16 protein-coding genes and 4 tRNA genes are annotated in these 15,655 nt (G+C 57.1%); 8 read left to right on the top strand and 12 right to left on the bottom strand.

Annotated elements, in window-relative coordinates; translation table 11 throughout:
- Nucleotides 1-28 precede the first annotated feature (28 nt).
- From hemA to DHN10_RS08680, 3 genes are read right to left on the bottom strand one after another with little or no spacing between them, the layout of a single operon-like run.
- Entirely contained in the window at nt 29-1,252 is a 1,224-nt protein-coding gene (gene hemA / locus DHN10_RS08685) for a 5-aminolevulinate synthase (RefSeq protein WP_108814918.1), read from the bottom strand.
- 16 nt (nt 1,253-1,268) lie between these two features.
- The gene (locus DHN10_RS19700; RefSeq protein ID WP_159086961.1) at nt 1,269-1,442 is read right to left on the bottom strand and encodes a hypothetical protein; all 174 of its coding nucleotides are present in this window, start codon (nt 1,440-1,442) and stop codon (nt 1,269-1,271) included.
- The gene (locus tag DHN10_RS08680) at nt 1,423-1,647 is read right to left on the bottom strand and encodes a hexameric tyrosine-coordinated heme protein (protein ID WP_108814917.1); all 225 of its coding nucleotides are present in this window, start codon (nt 1,645-1,647) and stop codon (nt 1,423-1,425) included. Before DHN10_RS08680 ends, DHN10_RS19700 begins: the two co-directional genes overlap by 20 nt.
- Nucleotides 1,648-1,754: 107 nt before the next feature.
- Between DHN10_RS08680 and DHN10_RS08675 the strand changes: the two genes are divergently transcribed.
- The 6 genes from DHN10_RS08675 (at nt 1,755) to DHN10_RS08650 (ending at nt 7,478) form a co-directional block, all read left to right on the top strand.
- Nucleotides 1,755-2,189 carry a MarR family winged helix-turn-helix transcriptional regulator gene (locus DHN10_RS08675; RefSeq protein WP_108814916.1) on the top strand — a complete coding sequence of 145 codons (435 nt, stop codon included), beginning with the start codon at nt 1,755-1,757 and terminating at the stop codon, nt 2,187-2,189.
- A gap of 202 nt (nt 2,190-2,391) precedes the next feature.
- Nucleotides 2,392-3,765 (top strand): M20/M25/M40 family metallo-hydrolase, encoded by a 1,374-nt coding sequence (locus DHN10_RS08670; RefSeq protein ID WP_108814915.1) that lies wholly within the window; start codon nt 2,392-2,394, stop codon nt 3,763-3,765.
- A gap of 127 nt (nt 3,766-3,892) precedes the next feature.
- Nucleotides 3,893-4,573, top strand: coding sequence for a lysozyme (locus DHN10_RS08665; protein ID WP_159086960.1), 681 nt, complete (start codon nt 3,893-3,895; stop codon nt 4,571-4,573).
- Between the two features lie 53 nt (nt 4,574-4,626).
- Complete coding sequence (locus tag DHN10_RS08660; RefSeq protein ID WP_108814913.1) at nt 4,627-5,190, top strand: GbsR/MarR family transcriptional regulator; 564 nt, start codon at nt 4,627-4,629, stop codon at nt 5,188-5,190.
- Nucleotides 5,191-5,254: 64 nt separating this feature from the next.
- A complete protein-coding gene (locus tag DHN10_RS08655) occupies nt 5,255-5,896 on the top strand; it encodes a DUF4166 domain-containing protein (RefSeq protein ID WP_108814912.1) in 642 nt (213 codons plus the stop codon).
- A 4-nt stretch (nt 5,897-5,900) separates the two neighbouring features.
- Nucleotides 5,901-7,478 carry a TIGR01777 family oxidoreductase gene (locus tag DHN10_RS08650; RefSeq protein ID WP_108814911.1) on the top strand — a complete coding sequence of 526 codons (1,578 nt, stop codon included), beginning with the start codon at nt 5,901-5,903 and terminating at the stop codon, nt 7,476-7,478.
- On the opposite strand, the gene DHN10_RS08645 is transcribed toward DHN10_RS08650, so the two are convergent.
- From DHN10_RS08645 to tgt, 9 genes are all read right to left on the bottom strand, one after another.
- Nucleotides 7,467-7,543, bottom strand: a tRNA-Asp gene (locus tag DHN10_RS08645). The two genes, DHN10_RS08650 and DHN10_RS08645, sit on opposite strands and share 12 nt — an antisense overlap.
- Before the next feature lie 251 nt (nt 7,544-7,794).
- Nucleotides 7,795-7,871, bottom strand: a tRNA-Asp gene (locus DHN10_RS08640).
- Nucleotides 7,872-7,933: 62 nt separating this feature from the next.
- Nucleotides 7,934-8,881 carry a pirin family protein gene (locus DHN10_RS08635; RefSeq protein WP_108814910.1) on the bottom strand — a complete coding sequence of 316 codons (948 nt, stop codon included), beginning with the start codon at nt 8,879-8,881 and terminating at the stop codon, nt 7,934-7,936.
- A 146-nt stretch (nt 8,882-9,027) separates the two neighbouring features.
- A tRNA-Val gene (locus DHN10_RS08630) sits at nt 9,028-9,103 on the bottom strand.
- Between the two features lie 42 nt (nt 9,104-9,145).
- Entirely contained in the window at nt 9,146-9,706 is a 561-nt protein-coding gene (locus DHN10_RS08625) for a histidine phosphatase family protein (protein ID WP_108814909.1), read from the bottom strand.
- 37 nt (nt 9,707-9,743) lie between these two features.
- Nucleotides 9,744-9,819: transfer RNA gene (locus DHN10_RS08620), tRNA-Val, on the bottom strand.
- 12 nt (nt 9,820-9,831) lie between these two features.
- On the bottom strand, nt 9,832-10,161 hold the full coding sequence (locus DHN10_RS08615) for an HU family DNA-binding protein (protein ID WP_108814908.1): 330 nt from the start codon (nt 10,159-10,161) through the stop codon (nt 9,832-9,834).
- A 115-nt stretch (nt 10,162-10,276) separates the two neighbouring features.
- Nucleotides 10,277-12,682, bottom strand: coding sequence for an endopeptidase La (gene lon, locus DHN10_RS08610; RefSeq protein ID WP_108814907.1), 2,406 nt, complete (start codon nt 12,680-12,682; stop codon nt 10,277-10,279).
- Between the two features lie 278 nt (nt 12,683-12,960).
- Nucleotides 12,961-14,094, bottom strand: a complete 1,134-nt coding sequence (tgt, locus tag DHN10_RS08600; protein ID WP_108814905.1) for a tRNA guanosine(34) transglycosylase Tgt — start codon at nt 14,092-14,094, stop codon at nt 12,961-12,963.
- Between the two features lie 40 nt (nt 14,095-14,134).
- On the opposite strand from tgt, the gene DHN10_RS19695 reads away from it, so the two are divergent.
- Together DHN10_RS19695 and DHN10_RS08595 are read left to right on the top strand one after the other, a co-directional pair.
- Entirely contained in the window at nt 14,135-14,299 is a 165-nt protein-coding gene (locus tag DHN10_RS19695) for a hypothetical protein (RefSeq protein WP_159086959.1), read from the top strand.
- 114 nt (nt 14,300-14,413) lie between these two features.
- Nucleotides 14,414-15,628, top strand: a complete 1,215-nt coding sequence (locus DHN10_RS08595; RefSeq protein WP_108814904.1) for an MFS transporter — start codon at nt 14,414-14,416, stop codon at nt 15,626-15,628.
- The last annotated feature ends 27 nt before the right edge of the window (nt 15,629-15,655 follow it).

The following is a 15,655-nucleotide window of genomic DNA, read 5'->3' as shown; positions in this document are numbered from 1 at the left end:
CAGAAGTTATGCACAGGTTGATTGAAGGTTAACCAACCAACTCGGCACGATTCAGCGCGCAATGTGACCAAAGATCATCCAAAGCGCTTACCAAAGCATCCAATTCGCGCGCGCCATGGACAGGCGACGGTGTGAACCGCAGCCGTTCTAAGCCGCGCGGTACAGTGGGGAAATTAATCGGCTGCACGTAGATACCGAAATCGGACAGCAGCATATCCGACAGCTCCTTGGTATGTACCGGATCGCCCACGATCAGCGGTACAATATGCGTGCCGTGATCGATGATCGGCAGCCCTAGCCCCTTGAGGCGCAGTTTGAGGATCTTCGCCAGGGTCTGATGTTGCACGCGCAGGCTGTCGTCGGTCTTGAGGTGGGCAACACTGGCCGCCGCACCCGCAGCAACGGCGGGTGGCAGGGACGTGGTAAAGATGAAGCCCGGTGCATAAGATCTTATCGCATCACACATCTTTGCAGATGCCGCGATATAGCCACCCATGACACCATATGCCTTGGCCAGCGTGCCATTGATGATGTCGAGCCGGTCCATCAGGCCATCACGCTCGGCCACGCCACCACCGCGGGGGCCGTACATGCCCACTGCGTGGACTTCATCAATATAAGTCAGTGCGCCAAATTCGTCGGCCAGATCGCAAATCGCTTCGATGGGGCCAAAATCGCCATCCATCGAATAGATCGATTCAAAGGCAATCACCTTGGGGGCGGCAGGATCGTCAGCTTCCAGCAATTCGCGCAGGTGATCGAGATCATTGTGCCGGAAGATGCGTTTGGCACCGCCATTGCGGCGCACACCTTCAATCATCGATGCATGGTTCAACGCATCGGAATAGATGATCAGGCCGGGAAACAGTTTGGGTAACGTGCTGAGCGTGGCATCATTGGCGATATAGGCCGAGGTAAAGAGCAGTGCTGCTTCCTTACGGTGCAAATTCGCAAGCTCGGCCTCAAGTCGTTTATGATAGACGGTTGTGCCAGAGATATTCCGAGTGCCGCCCGAACCTGCGCCGGCCGCATCAATCGCCTCATGCATGGCCGCCAGAACGACAGGGTGCTGACCCATCCCCAGATAATCATTGCCGCACCAGACGGTGACGGGTGCTTCTGAACCATCAGGTTTGCGCCAAGTCGCATGGGGAAACTGGCCGCGTTTGCGTTCGATATCGATAAAAGTCCGGTAACGGCCTTCATTATGCAACCGATTAATCGCGCTGTCCAAATGAGCGTTATAGTCCACGGGGCCGTCCTTTACTTCACACCAAAAAGCCGCCCCAGCGGGCGATTTCCTGATCGTTCTCGACCTTATAGAGGGCAGACCGACGCCCGACAAGGCGTTTCAAATTGCCGCCTTTTACAGCAGCTTGATGCAGGGTTTTCGCATGAATTTCATTGATCTGGATCAAAGCATCAATTGCGCCAAAAATCATTCGCCTGTGCAACGGTTTGAAAATTTTGCGCAACAACGCCTGATGCCATTGTCAGGCTGTCGGCACTATTGGCGTAATCCGGGCGCATGCGGGCACGGGCCGCATCATCCGGCTGGGTCATTTTCACAGCCATCCGCGACAGTTTCAACGCAAGGGCATAGCCCTCTTCGGGGGTTTCGGTTTGCAATGTTGGTAGCCAGCTCATGTAGTTCTCCTTTATATATATCGTACACGATACAATCGTACTCGATACACATCTTGGCAAAATCCGTCAACACGATTATATCGGGCGCGATAGAAAAGGACGCACCAATGCCCCTGCCCTCCTCTGCTGATGAAATGTACTGCTTTGCGGTCTACACGGCCTGGCACAGAATCAACCGCGCCTACGCACCGCTTTTGCGCGAGATAGGGCTGACCTATCCGCAATACATCACGCTGACACTGCTTTGGGAGCGCGACGCGCAAAGCGTTGGCGATCTCGCGCAGCGGCTTGGCATGGAAACCAACACCGTCACTCCCCTGCTCAAACGGCTCCAGGCAGACGGGCATGTGACGCGCCAACGTGGCAAAGACGATAAACGCAAAGTGTTCGTGCATCTGACCGGGCAAGGACGCGCCTTGCAAGCCAAGGCCGAAGAGATAACTCGCTGCATCGTAGAGCAATCAGGCTTTGCGCTACCGAAACTTGACGCGCTGGTGGAGCAACTCAAGACGCTAAGCAACAACCTTACACCGCAAGACTGACAACGGCGTTTGCCTGCGCAATGCAACGCGCCCCTTCCCTTTTTTTGTCCGTATGGGATAATGCGCGATCCAGGGGGATACGAACTTTCGCAGGTCAGCCATCGACTCGTCTTACTTCCAACGGGATCTTTGAACAGATCAGCTTGACCTCCCTTGCGATAGGGTCAACCCTGCGGCAAATCCTCAGCAATAGGCCGCACGCATGACCCTTGATCCCGTCCTCGCCCGTATCGACGCAGACCTGCCCCACGCCACCAACCGGCTGTTGGAACTTCTGCGCATCCCCTCCATCTCGACCGATCCGGCTTACAAAGGCGATTGCGACACAGCGGCTGACTGGCTCGTGGCTGATCTGCAATCAATCGGGTTTGAAGCCTCCAAGCGCCCCACGACGGGGCACCCGATGGTTGTGGCGCACACCGGCGGCGACGGGCCACATATCCTGTTTTACGGGCACTACGACGTGCAACCTGTTGACCCACTTGAACTTTGGGACCGTGACCCTTTCGACCCGCAGGTCGAGGATACAGCCAAAGGCAAAGTCATCCGTGGCCGTGGATCATCCGACGACAAAGGGCAGTTGATGACCTTTGTTGAGGCCTGCCGCGCATGGAAAGCCGAACATGGCACCTTGCCCGCCAACATCACGATTTTCTTTGAGGGTGAAGAGGAATCGGGCTCGCCTTCTCTTACTCCCTTTATGGAAGAAAACCGGGACGAGTTGACTGCTGACATCGCGCTGATCTGTGACACCGGACTATATGGCGACAGTACGCCTGCGATCATCACTCAGTTGCGCGGGTTGCTGGGCGAAGAACTGACCATCACCGGTCCAAACAAAGACCTGCATTCGGGCATGTACGGTGGTCTGGCCATGAACCCTGCACGGGTGCTGGCCCGGATCATCGCGTCTTTGCACGACGACAACGGCCGGATCACCGTCCCCGGTTTCTATGATGGTGTGCCCGATCTTTCCAATGAACTGGCCGCCGCATGGGACGATCTGAAGTTTGATCATAAGGAATTCCTGGGCGAGGTCGGCCTGTCCGATCCGGCAGGAGAAGTTGGGCGCCGCCCGTTGGAAATGATTTGGTCACGACCTACCTGCGAAGTGAACGGCATCTGGTCAGGCTATACCGGCGACGGTTTCAAAACCGTGCTGCCGTCCGAAGCCTCTGCAAAGATCAGTTTCCGCCTTGTCGGCACACAAGACCCGCTGAAAATCCGCGAAAATTTCCGCAAGATGGTGCAAGACATGCTGCCCGCCGATTGCGCGGTCACATTCGGCGACCACGGTGCAAGTGCTGCGGGGCAAATGACAACCACCCACCCCGCATTTGACCAGGCACGCAAAGCGCTATCTGACGAATGGCCCAATGCAGCGGCCTATGTGGGCTGTGGCGGCTCGATCCCCATCGCGGGGCATTTCAAGGATATCCTCGACATGGACGCCATGCTGATCGGCTTTGGCAAGGATGACGACCAGATCCATTCACCCAATGAAAAATATGACCTGTCGTCGTTTCACAAAGGCATCCGCAGCTGGGCGCGGATTTTGGATGCGATGACGCGATAAAAGGCCCCCGGAACAGCCCTAGCGCCACCATGGGTTGATGCGATACCGCACATCACAGTAGGCTTGCCTTGAATTGAAGCCATTTGGAGCGATCTAAATGCCGTGCAAGACACTCAAAGCAGCCATCATGAGTACCTTATTGACCTGCGGCACCGCCGTCAGCGCCCAAGAGCCTGCTTTCGAACGTGTAGCGTCCGGGTTGCAGGCAGAAACGCTCAGAGGTGGTCTGGGCGCTGCACCGGGCAACAGTTCACGGGTCATTGTGAAATCAGCCATTGAGCTGATCAAACAATTCGAAGGGTGGTTCGCTTCCCCCTACAATGACCCGGTTGGATATTGCACAATTGGATATGGGCATCTTGTTGCGCTAAAGCTCTGTTCTGACAGTGATCTGTCTGGTTTCGATATCCCGCTGACAGCGGATGCAGGTCAGGCAATACTGGTGGATGACACAGGGCTTGCGCGGCACGCAGTAGAACGTTTTGTGTCCGTTGATCTGACTGACGCGCAATTCGGCGCCCTGTCGTCTTTTGTGTTCAACGTCGGACAAGGCAACTTTAGCAGTTCGACACTGCTGAAGCGGGTCAACGCCAGTGATTTTGACGGTGCCGCGGCACAATTTCATCGTTGGACCATGTCCCGTGGGGTACGCCTCAAGGGTCTTGTGATCCGGCGGAGCTGCGAGGCGGCCCTGTTTTCCGGGCGGGATCTGCTGAACGCACAAGGCGTGTTTGACCAAAACAGATGCACCTTGCTTGGCGCGCCCGGGCCGGTCGACGACCCAATTGATATCATCGCGGGTGAATAGGTCCGGCATGCATTACTCTTGACTTTCAAACTGTATTATCAGATATTTCTGTCATGACAGAAATTAAAGACATAAACGAATCGCGGGCACGCGAACAATTCATCCTCTACTGGGGCAATATGGGCAGCCAATGGGGGGTCAACCGTTCAGTTGCCCAGATCCACGCGCTGCTGTTTCTTTCACCGCAACCCAAGAACGCCGAACAAATCTCGGATGAACTTGGGATCGCGCGGTCGAATGTCTCGAACTCGTTAAAGGAGCTGGTCGGCTGGAAACTGATCCAGCGCGTGCCTGTGGCTGGTGACCGCCGCGAGCATTTCGCCGCAGAGGTCGACGTCTGGGAAATGGCCACACGGATCGCCCAAGGACGCAAGGAACGCGAGTTCGATCCAGCCCGTGTCGCCATCGCCGACTGTGTTGCGCAGGCAGAGACCGAAGAGGGCACCCACCCCATCATTCTGGAACGCCTGCACAACATGCAAGAGTTTCTGGAAACAGCAGACAAATGGTATTCCCAAATGCTCGGTGTTCCCAAGAAGCAACTGAATATGCTTATGAAAATGGGTGATAAAGTGTTCTCGGTTCTGCGCCTGACGAACCGCAAATCGGACGAGTGAGTTTTTTTACCCCTATGTTTCTGTCTATACAGAAATAGCGGACTTTACAGAATGAGATGACGCTATGAAACATCAGCTGATTAAACCTGAACCCGCCAAAGACTGCCGCTTTCGCGACCTATTGGGCGAAGGGGCATGGTGCTGCCTGCCCCCGGCCATCCGCCGCCGCTTTGGCAAACGACTAAGCGGGGGCAACAGCGTCACTTATCAAGGTCAGGTGGTGCGGATGCGGATGAGTGCGGCAGGCTGGTGCATTGCCCAACTTGTGCGACTTGTCGGCAGCCCCCTGCCCTTTGATCGCAGCAGCGTGGGGCAACCTGCCGTGGTTGTCGTGACCGAAGATATCCAAAGCGAAGGGCAGTTCTGGGTGCGCCAATACGGGCGCAAACGGGGCTTTCCGCAGGTCGTCCATAGTTCCAAACGGTTCGACGGGCCGACCGGGTTGGAGGAATACATCGGCTACGGCATCGGCATGGCGCTGCGTGTCGCGGCAACTGAGAATGCACTCTACTTCAAAAGTGCCGGTTACTTCTTGCAACTGCGCGGGCGAAAATTGCGGCTTCCAGCCTTTTTGTCCCCCGGCAATTTGGTGATCGGCCACCACGATATGGGCGACAACAACTTTCTGTTTTCGCTGCACCTGTCGCATCCGCTTTTGGGCGAGATGATCGCGCAGGACTGCGTCTTTCAAGATACCAAGGAGTAACCCAATGAACGATCCCATCCTCTGGAGCCTCATTGCCATTCAGGTCGCCATGGGGGCCTTTGATACATTGGTACATCATGAAGGCACTGAACGCCTTGCGTGGCGGGCTTCACAGCGCCGCGAGCTGCAACTGCACGGGGTGCGTAACTTCTTTTACGCGCTGATCTTTCTGACCTTTGCATGGGTCGAACCTCATGGCATCTGGACCATGATCCTTGGTGGTATTCTGCTGGTCGAAATACTGATCACCCTGTGGGATTTTGTCGAAGAGGACATGACCCGCAAGCTGCCCAGCACAGAACGGATCAACCACACCCTGCTGGCGCTCAACTATGGGGCCATTCTGGCCTTGGCCGCCCCAGTCTTGTGGGGATGGGCGCAGATGCCAAACGCGCTGCATGTGGCCAACTACGGATGGTGGAGCATCTTTGCGACCCTGTCTGCCATCGGCGTGGGCCTGTTCAGCGCACGTGATTTGCTGGCAGCAAAGCGCAGCGATCGTCTGGATCGTGGCGATCCAGCCCGGCTGGTCGATGCCCTGCCACCGCGCCAGAATATCCTGATCACTGGTGGGACTGGCTTCATCGGCACACATCTGGTCACCGCATTGGTCGGTGCAGGCCATGACGTGACCGTGCTGACCCGGTCCTTGCGCAATGCAGACGCGCTTGCACATCCCGTGCGGCTGATCACTGACCTAGATCGCGTGCATGCCGATGATCGATTTGACGCCATCGTCGATCTGGCCGGTGACCCTGTCGCGAACTGGATTTGGACCCCGCGCAAACGCGCCCTGATCATCAGCTCGCGGGTTAAGATGACCCGCGCATTGGATGCGTTGATTGACCGGCTAAATGTCAAACCACGTGTGGTCATTTCCGGCTCTGCGGTTGGCTACTACGGCTTGCACGGCGATGCAGTGCTGACCGAAGCCTCTGCCCCCAATCCAGCCTTTGTTCATGACGTCTGCCGGACTTGGGAAGAAAGCGCCGCCCCTATCGCGCGTGACGGGGTGCGGTTGGTTGTGCTGCGCATCGGGTTGGTGCTTGGGGTCGAAGGTGGGATGCTTGCCCGCCTGCTTTTGCCGTTTGAATTTGGCGGTGGTGGTGCAATGGGCAGCGGTCAACAGTGGATGCCCTGGATTTCGCACAATGACATGATCCGGGTGATCGCCTTTGCCATTGCGTGCGAAGACCTTCACGGGCCGGTCAACGCGGTTGCCCCCGAACCGGTCCGCAACAGCACATTCACCCGAGCATTGGGCAAAGCACTGCACCGTCCGACCCTCTTGCGGATCCCCGCGTGGGTGATCGGGCTGTTGGGCCAGATGGGCCGGGAAACCATGCTAGGAGGGCAACGGGTTGTGCCGGAAAAACTCACCCGGCATGGGTTTGTCTTTCACGATAACATGATTGCACCACTGTTATCCCGGATCACCGGCGCGCGGACAGACAGCCCTGCCCCAGCAGCATCAGCGGTGCCTCGGTTGAGGGACCGTAAATCTGAACGCGACCCAGAAAAAAAGAAGGTGGGCCATGACCCCCACCTTTTTGGCAGCAACTTAGGAAAATGGCGCGGTTGACGGGGCTCGAACCCGCGACCCCCGGCGTGACAGGCCGGTACTCTAACCAGCTGAGCTACAACCGCGCGTATCGGGCGGGATAATCGCGGATGCGCGGGCCGTCAACGCCAAATCAACAGGAAGATGCGTTTTTGCGCGGGTCGCACAGCGAATTTTACATCTTGTCTAGATTTATCCTTCGAAAACCCCTGCGCCACCGTCGGATTGAAGAGGTTAAGACTTGCCCCAAGCCTTGCAAAACAAAGGCATTGACGCACGCATGGTCACGGCGCAGGAAAACCCACAACGATCCAATCAGTTTTCAAAGAAAAGGCAGTGGCGCGGTTGACGGGGCTCGAACCCGCGACCCCCGGCGTGACAGGCCGGTACTCTAACCAGCTGAGCTACAACCGCGCATCTGCTTGTTCAGCCGATGACTGAACGTGGGCCGCTTCTATGTGCGCTTTCGCGCCCCGTCAAGCACCCCTACGGTCAGGCAGCGGAATAAATTCAGCGTCGTCGCCGGGGGGCAGTTGAAAGTGGCCGTTTTCCCAATCGCCAGCGCGCCAGGCCTCTTTCGCCTCTTCTATCCGTTCCTTGCTAGAGGCCACAAAATTCCACCAAATATGGCGCGGCCCGTCCATGGTGGCCCCACCCAACAGCATCACGCGTGTGCCCTGCGGACCCGCCTTCATGCTCACGCGGTCGCCGGGGCGAAAGACCATCATCTTGCCAGTGTCAAACCTCTGACCTGCAATTTCCACTTCTCCTTCAAGCACATATGCACCGCGATCCTCGTGATTGTCCGGCAAGGGCAGCCCCGCGCCCGGTTCCAGCACAGCATCCAGATAGAACATCTCGGATGGGGTCTCGACCGGGGCACGTTCGCCGTAAGCCTCGCCCAGGATTAGGCGCACCTGCTTGCCCTCACCCTCCATGAGCGGCAGATCACCCTTGGGCGCATGGATAAACGCCGCTTCACGATCTTCGGCCCCTTTGGGCAACGCGATCCACGACTGAATACCAAAGAGGCTTTGCGGTTTTTGTAGCGCCTGGCCATCCATCCGTTCCGAATGAGTGATCCCCCGACCGGAAATCATCAGGTTCATCGCCCCCGGTTCGATCCATTGATCGGTGCCCAGACTATCGCGATGGTGAATCGATCCGCGATGCAGATAAGTGACCGTGGCGAGGCCGATATGCGGATGTGGGCGCACATCAATGCCTTTGCCGGTCACAAACTCTGCCGGACCCATTTGATCGAAGAAAATAAATGGGCCAACCATCTGACGCTTGGGCGCAGGCAAGGCGCGGCGCACCTCAAACCCTCCCAAATCACGGGCGCGCGATACAATCACGGTCTCAATCGCATCCACAGCATCCCCGGTGGGACAATCTGGGTCGAGTGCAGGGTTCCAGCTCATGGGTTTTCTCCTCAATGGGTCAAAGAGGAAGGTACGCTGTGCGCGTACGAATGCTAGGCCGACCAATGAATAGAATATGTGCGTGAATGCACATATTTGGACATGGAAAGCCGTTTCAGAGATTTGGCAAACATGAGCAAGGAGAATGGTGGGTGATGAGAGGCTCGAACTCCCGACATCTTCCGTGTAAAGGAAGCGCTCTACCAACTGAGCTAATCACCCGACGACGCACCGTTTAGACCAGCCGTGCGGACAGTGCAAGCCTCATTCCAATAGGAATTGTTCACCATCTTTAAGGTGGTAAACACAGCCTTGCCCGCCTTGAACAGATTGGCCCGCATAGGCCTTTTCACCCACCACAAGTGCGCGCAAAATGGCGCTGGTGACACCGTGGGTGACCAAAACGGATGGTCCTGTTAGATCGGTCAGAAATGCCTCTGCCCGCGCCTTGACCCCGGCAAAGCCTTCGCCGTTTGGCGCCATCTGGTATTGTGCCATCACCGGATCGCGGCCTTCTGGCATTGGAAGCTCGGCCCTCAGGCGGCCGGACCAATCGCCGACCCCGATCTCGCGCAATCTGTCATCCGTGCGGATGTGATCGGCGATACCCGCCAAGGCAATGCCCGCAGTCTGGAACGCGCGGCCTTGTGGGCTGGACAGGAAGGTAAACCCTGTCAAATCAAGCCCGCCCAGAATGACGCCTTGCCGTGCGGCGTCCGCCTCTCCCTTGGTGGTCAGTCGCGAGTTGAGCTCGCCCTGCATGCGGTTTTCGGCGTTCCACTCGGTTTCGCCGTGGCGCAGGATGTAGAGTTCGGGAAAGGACATTAGCAGTTTACTCAGGTGCGCGCGGCAGGATCAGGAATGGTGGGTGATGAGAGGCTCGAACTCCCGACATCTTCCGTGTAAAGGAAGCGCTCTACCAACTGAGCTAATCACCCGTCCGTGCCGATTTACGTGGCACTGCCGTCCGCATCAACCCCGGATGCCGCCGCAGTTGCATTTTTTGGCGTGCGCAGTTTGAGCGTGATCACACTGGCCCCATTTTCAAGGTCCTTGGATTTGACCACCCGCAGCTTGCCAAGCGGCGGCAGGTTCACATCCGTGCCCTCGCGCAGGGTATCGGCAATCACCGCCAGTGCAGCCTCGACCGCCGGTTTCACATCGCGTTTCTTGAGGTTGGTGCGGGTCACCACCTCATCGAACAGCGCAGGTTTTTTCATCATCTCGGTTTCAGCCGGCGCGGCAGGGGGTGTGGGTTTCGGTGTTGTTTGGCGTGCCATGTCATTGGTCCTGAGGATTGGTTCTGCGCTGGATGGCACAATGGGATGGGTCAATTCGTATCATAAAAAAGGCGCCCCAGCACGGGGGCGCCTTTTGACTTTGTATCACTTTGCCTCAGTGGGCCGTCGCACCATGTGCCGCACCGCCTGCTTTGAGTGCGGCTGCTGCGGCCTCTTCTGCCGCCTCGTCCCACTCAATCGCCTCGGGCTTGCTGACCAGCGCATGCTCCAGCACTTCGGACACATGGCTGACTGGAATGATCGTCAGCCCGGCCTTCACGTTGTCAGGGATTTCCGGCAAGTCCTTGGCATTGTCCTTGGGGATCAACACAGTTGTGATCCCGCCGCGCAGTGCCGCCAGCAGTTTTTCCTTCAGACCACCGATTGGCATCGCATTGCCGCGCAAAGACACCTCGCCGGTCATGGCGATATCTTTGCGCACCGGGATACCTGTCAGCACCGACACGATGGATGTGACCATCGCCAGACCGGCACTTGGGCCATCCTTCGGCGTTGCCCCATCGGGGACGTGAACGTGAATGTCGATCGCATCGAACTTTGGCGGTTTCACACCAATCTCTGGCGCGATAGAGCGCACATAGGACGACGCCGCATCGATGGATTCCTTCATCACATCGCCCAGCTTACCTGTGGTCTTCATCCGGCCTTTGCCCGGCAGGCGCAGCGCTTCGATATTCAGCAGCTCACCACCAACAGATGTCCAGGCCAAACCAGTGACAACACCAACCTGATCCTCGTCCTCGGCCAGACCAAAGCGGTGCTTTTCCACACCAAGGAAATCGTTCAGATTGCCAGCCGTCACGTTGATGACATCCGCCTCTTTCTTCACGATCATGGTCACAGCTTTGCGGGCCACCTTGGCCAGTTCCCGCTCCATGTTCCGCACACCGGCTTCGCGGGTGTAGACACGGACCATCGCCAGCAATGCATCATCCGCGACCGAGAACTCTTTGTCCTTCAACCCGTGGTTTTTCATGACCTTCGGCAGCAGATGCTGCTTTGCAATTTCGACCTTTTCGTCCTCGGTGTAGCCAGAGAGAGAAATGATCTCCATCCGGTCCAGCAAAGGCCCCGGCATGTTGTAAGAGTTCGCAGTCGTTAGGAACATCACGTTCGAGAGGTCATATTCGACCTCCAGATAGTGATCGACGAAGGTGCTGTTCTGCTCGGGGTCCAAGACCTCCAACATGGCAGATGCAGGATCACCGCGGAAATCCTGCCCCATCTTGTCGATCTCATCGAGCAGGATCAGCGGGTTTGTGGTTTTCGCCTTTTTCAGCGCCTGAATGATCTTACCGGGCATAGAGCCAATATAGGTCCGTCGGTGACCGCGAATTTCAGATTCGTCACGCACACCACCCAACGAGATGCGAATGAACTCGCGCCCCGTGGCTTTGGCAACAGACTTACCAAGCGAGGTTTTACCGACACCCGGAGGACCCACCAGACACATGATCGGACCTTTGAGTTTCTGCGAACGTTGCTGCACCGCGAGATACTCAACAATCCGTTCCTTGACCTTTTCAAGGCCATAGTGGTCGTTATCCAGCACCTCTTGGGCCTTGTGCAGGTCCTTCTTGGTGCGGGATTTCGTGCCCCACGGCACGCCCAAAATCCAATCAAGATAGTTGCGCACAACGGTCGCTTCTGCAGACATCGGCGACATATTCTTGAGCTTTTTCAGCTCCGCATCGACCTTCTCGCGGGCTTCTTTGGACAGCTTGGTCTCGGCGATCTTCGCCTCGAGCTCGTCAACCTCGTTCTGGCCTTCTTCGCCATCGCCAAGTTCCTTCTGAATGGCCTTCATCTGTTCATTCAGATAATACTCGCGCTGGGTCCGCTCCATCTGGGTTTTGACGCGGGTTTTGATCTTTTTCTCGACTTGCAGCACGGACATTTCGCCCTGCATCATGCCAAAGACCTTTTCCAGACGCCCTGACACGGAAAGTGTTTCCAAAAGCCCCTGCTTTTGGTCCACTTCAATGCCCAGATGCCCGGCTACCAAATCGGCCAGTTTGGCGGATTCTGTGGCCTCACCCACAGCGGCCATGGCCTCTTCGGGGATGTTTTTCTTGATCTTGGCGTAACGCTCAAACTCGGCCGAGACATTGCGCACCAGTGCCTCAATCTCATCGGGGTCGCCGGGGATTTCTTCCAGATAGGCGCAGGAGGCCTCAAAGAAGGCGTCATTGGGGACAAAGCCAGTGATTTCCACACGGCTGCGTCCCTCGACCAGCACCTTGACCGTGCCATCGGGCAGTTTCAGCAGTTGCAGCACATTGGCCAGCACGCCTGTTTTGTAAATCCCGTCTTCATCGGGGTCGTCCTGACCGGGGTCCACCTGACTTGATAGCAGAATCTGCTTGTCGTCCTGCATCACTTCTTCCAGCGCGCGGACGGACTTATCACGGCCGACAAACAGCGGCACGATCATGTGGGGAAAAACCACAATGTCGCGCAACGGCAGGACGGGGTAGGATGAACTCAATGGTTCTTGCATGCTCTTTTCCTTTTTTGGCAAGACGCAGCCGGTCCCGCTATGCGGCAACGTGGGGCGTCTCCTCTTGGGGTTAATATGTGGGGTGACGCATTCTGCGTTTCAACCAAACATATTCACCCAGTTGACGCAGAGTGCCCCTGACGCGCCAGAGTCGCAAGGACAGAAATCACAAAAAGCCCAACAAATCATGTAAATGCAAAGGAGTATTTGGGGCGGCGGCCCCCTCTTTTTATGTCCAATCAAACTTTCGCCGAAGGCAATCCCGCGCTCGTCACCTGTCAGGACACCGGCGCAATGTCACCCAAGGCCCGCTGCGCATGGAAATCCTCTTCCCAGGCCGCAAACCGCCCGGCCGCAATCGCATCCCGCATTCCCTGCATGATCTCTTGAAAATAGTGCAGATTATGCCAGGTCAGCAGCATCCCAGAAATCATTTCCTGTGCCCGGAATACATGGTGCAGATAGGCGCGGGAATAGTTGGAACAGGCCGGGCATGTGCAGTGTTCATCCAAGGGGCGCGGATCATCAGCATGACGCGCGTTCTTGATGTTCAGAACGCCGCGCCGTGTAAACACTTGGCCCGTGCGACCTGACCGACTGGGCAAGACGCAATCCATCATATCAATGCCGCGCTTTGCTGCGCCCACGATATCATCGGGCTTGCCAACGCCCATCAGATACCGCGGCTTATCCACGGGCAGCTGGTCAGGGGCGAAATCAAGCACATCAAACATCGCCTCTTGCCCTTCGCCCACGGCAAGACCGCCCACCGCATAGCCATCAAACTCAACCGCGCGCAGCGCTTCGGCGCTTTGTGCGCGCAGGTCTTCTTCCAACCCACCTTGCTGAATACCAAACAGCGCATGGCCGGGCCTGTCCCCAAAAGCATCGCGCGAACGCTGTGCCCAGCGCATCGACAATTCCATGCTCTGTGCGATGCGCGCCCGATCCGCAGGCAAGGCCGGACATTCGTCAAAACACATCACAATGTCAGAGCCGAGCAGCTTTTGAATTTCCATCGACCGTTCCGGCGTCAGCTCGTGCTTGGACCCGTCGATATGGCTTTTGAAGGTCACGCCCTTCTCGGTCAGCTTGCGCAATTCCGCCAAGCTCATCACCTGAAAGCCGCCACTGTCGGTCAGGATCGGCTTGTCCCAGTTCATGAACTTATGCAGCCCGCCCAAACGGTCGATCCGCTCGGCCGTGGGGCGCAGCATCAAATGATAGGTGTTGCCCAATAGAATATCGGCACCGGTGGCGGCGACACTTTCAGGCATCATGGCTTTGACGGTGGCGGCGGTGCCCACTGGCATGAAAGCAGGCGTGCGGATGTCACCACGCGGGGTCGAGATCACCCCGGTGCGGGCTTTGCCATCAGTGGCATTAAGAGCGAATGAAAAGCGTTGGGTCATGGCCCCTCATCCTTGATCTTGAGGAATTTGCCAAGGGGGCATGACTTCACCATTGGCGCGCGGTAGCGTCCCGACAGAGACGAAAGCCGAGCCATTTTCTTACAATCGCCATTGTCTGACTGCCACAGGCATCATTGCCACGCTGATCCTTCGGCCCATGTGGGGCGGGTTGCGGGCATCACTGGCGCCATTTTCAAGCTATTGATGCCATCTGTGATCAACGTCGCTGCCGCGCTTTTTCTCAGCGTGTTTGGCGGTTGGGGCTTGCCGCGTGGGGCTGCCACTCTCTAGGTTTCCGCCAAAGGATGTGAAAGAAACCATGACCAATCCCGAGACACCAACACAATCGCCCGCCATCACTGCCGCCATCTATGCAGGCTGTGTCATCGCCTTTATCAGCTTTGGCTTTGCGGCCACCTTTGGTGTGTTCCTGCGCCCGATGTCCGAAGCACTGGGCTGGCCGCGAGAAGTATTTTCGCTGTCGGTCGCCCTGCAAGCGATTTGCTGGGGGATCACCCAGCCGTTGGCGGGTATGGTTGCAGATCGTTATGGCAGTGGGAGGGTTCTGGTCTTTGGGGCCATAGTTGCTGCCATCGGTTTTGCCATTCGGGGCTTTGTGATTGATCCTTATATCTTCATCTGGTCGGGCGTTGTTGTGGGGATCGGCACTGGCGCTGCGGCGTTCCAGATTGTGATCATTGCCTTGGGCAAAGTCGTGGCCCCGGCCAAGCGCAGTTTCATCCTGGGGCTTGGGACGGCATCCGCCTCTGCGGGGATGTTCATTGCCGCACCGATGTCCATTTTCCTGATGGAGCGTATCGGATTGCAAAATGCCATTCTGGCTATTGCCGCCAGCTTTCTGTTCATTCTGCCTATGGCGATTTTCGTCAATCGCGTCTCTGTGCCAACGGTAGAGGCCGGCAACAGCCGCTTTGGCTATGCCATCAAATCGGCGTTTCAGGACCGCGCCTATGTCCTTTTGTTCACAGGGTTCTTTGTTTGCGGCTTCCATGTAGCCTTTATTCAAACCCACCTGCCCGCCTATATCACCGATGAGGGGCTGGCGGCGTCCTTGGGGGCTTGGTCATTGTCGCTGATTGGTTTGTTCAATATCGCAGGGTCTTTCTTGTCGGGCTGGTCAGGCCAGAGAATGTCAAAGAAGCGGGTGTTAAGTGGGATCTATTTTACCCGCGCGATCGTCATCAGCCTGTTTATCCTAGCGCCGCTGACACCGGGCAGCATCTATATCTTTTCCGCCGCCATGGGGCTGCTTTGGCTGTCCACGGTGCCGCTGACCACTGCCCTTGTGGCCCAGACCCAAGGCATCGCCTATCTGTCGACCTTGGGCGGGCTGGTGTTCCTGAGCCACCAGTCAGGTGCGTTCCTTGGCACGTGGCTGGGTGGGCGCATCTATGACATCTACGGGCATTACGGTCCGATGTGGTGGGCGGCTGTGGCGTTGGGTCTTTTGGCCACGCTGATGCATCTGCCGATCCGGGAAACACCGGGGCCGCTGGCAAAGGCCACCTCGTAAGCTCTGTCGCGCGCCCCCCTTTACGGC

The sequence above is a fragment of the Loktanella sp. Alg231-35 genome, from assembly GCF_900143545.1.
Taxonomy (GTDB): domain Bacteria; phylum Pseudomonadota; class Alphaproteobacteria; order Rhodobacterales; family Rhodobacteraceae; genus Yoonia.
Note: the sequence above shows the minus strand (reverse complement) of the source record. Positions and strands in the feature narration are given on the sequence as shown.

Coding starts and splice junctions, on each gene's coding strand:
- DHN10_RS08635 (WP_108814910.1), bottom strand. CDS start 8,881: ATGAGCTGGAACCCTGCACTCGACCCAGATTGTCCCACCGGGGATGCT.
- tgt (WP_108814905.1), bottom strand. CDS start 14,094: ATGACCCAACGCTTTTCATTCGCTCTTAATGCCACTGATGGCAAAGCC.
- DHN10_RS08680 (WP_108814917.1), bottom strand. CDS start 1,647: ATGAGCTGGCTACCAACATTGCAAACCGAAACCCCCGAAGAGGGCTAT.
- DHN10_RS08660 (WP_108814913.1), top strand. CDS start 4,627: ATGACAGAAATTAAAGACATAAACGAATCGCGGGCACGCGAACAATTC.
- DHN10_RS19700 (WP_159086961.1), bottom strand. CDS start 1,442: ATGATTTTTGGCGCAATTGATGCTTTGATCCAGATCAATGAAATTCAT.
- DHN10_RS08665 (WP_159086960.1), top strand. CDS start 3,893: ATGAGTACCTTATTGACCTGCGGCACCGCCGTCAGCGCCCAAGAGCCT.
- DHN10_RS08615 (WP_108814908.1), bottom strand. CDS start 10,161: ATGGCACGCCAAACAACACCGAAACCCACACCCCCTGCCGCGCCGGCT.
- DHN10_RS08675 (WP_108814916.1), top strand. CDS start 1,755: ATGCCCCTGCCCTCCTCTGCTGATGAAATGTACTGCTTTGCGGTCTAC.
- DHN10_RS08625 (WP_108814909.1), bottom strand. CDS start 9,706: ATGTCCTTTCCCGAACTCTACATCCTGCGCCACGGCGAAACCGAGTGG.
- lon (WP_108814907.1), bottom strand. CDS start 12,682: ATGCAAGAACCATTGAGTTCATCCTACCCCGTCCTGCCGTTGCGCGAC.
- DHN10_RS19695 (WP_159086959.1), top strand. CDS start 14,135: ATGACTTCACCATTGGCGCGCGGTAGCGTCCCGACAGAGACGAAAGCC.
- DHN10_RS08595 (WP_108814904.1), top strand. CDS start 14,414: ATGACCAATCCCGAGACACCAACACAATCGCCCGCCATCACTGCCGCC.
- DHN10_RS08670 (WP_108814915.1), top strand. CDS start 2,392: ATGACCCTTGATCCCGTCCTCGCCCGTATCGACGCAGACCTGCCCCAC.
- DHN10_RS08650 (WP_108814911.1), top strand. CDS start 5,901: ATGAACGATCCCATCCTCTGGAGCCTCATTGCCATTCAGGTCGCCATG.
- DHN10_RS08655 (WP_108814912.1), top strand. CDS start 5,255: ATGAAACATCAGCTGATTAAACCTGAACCCGCCAAAGACTGCCGCTTT.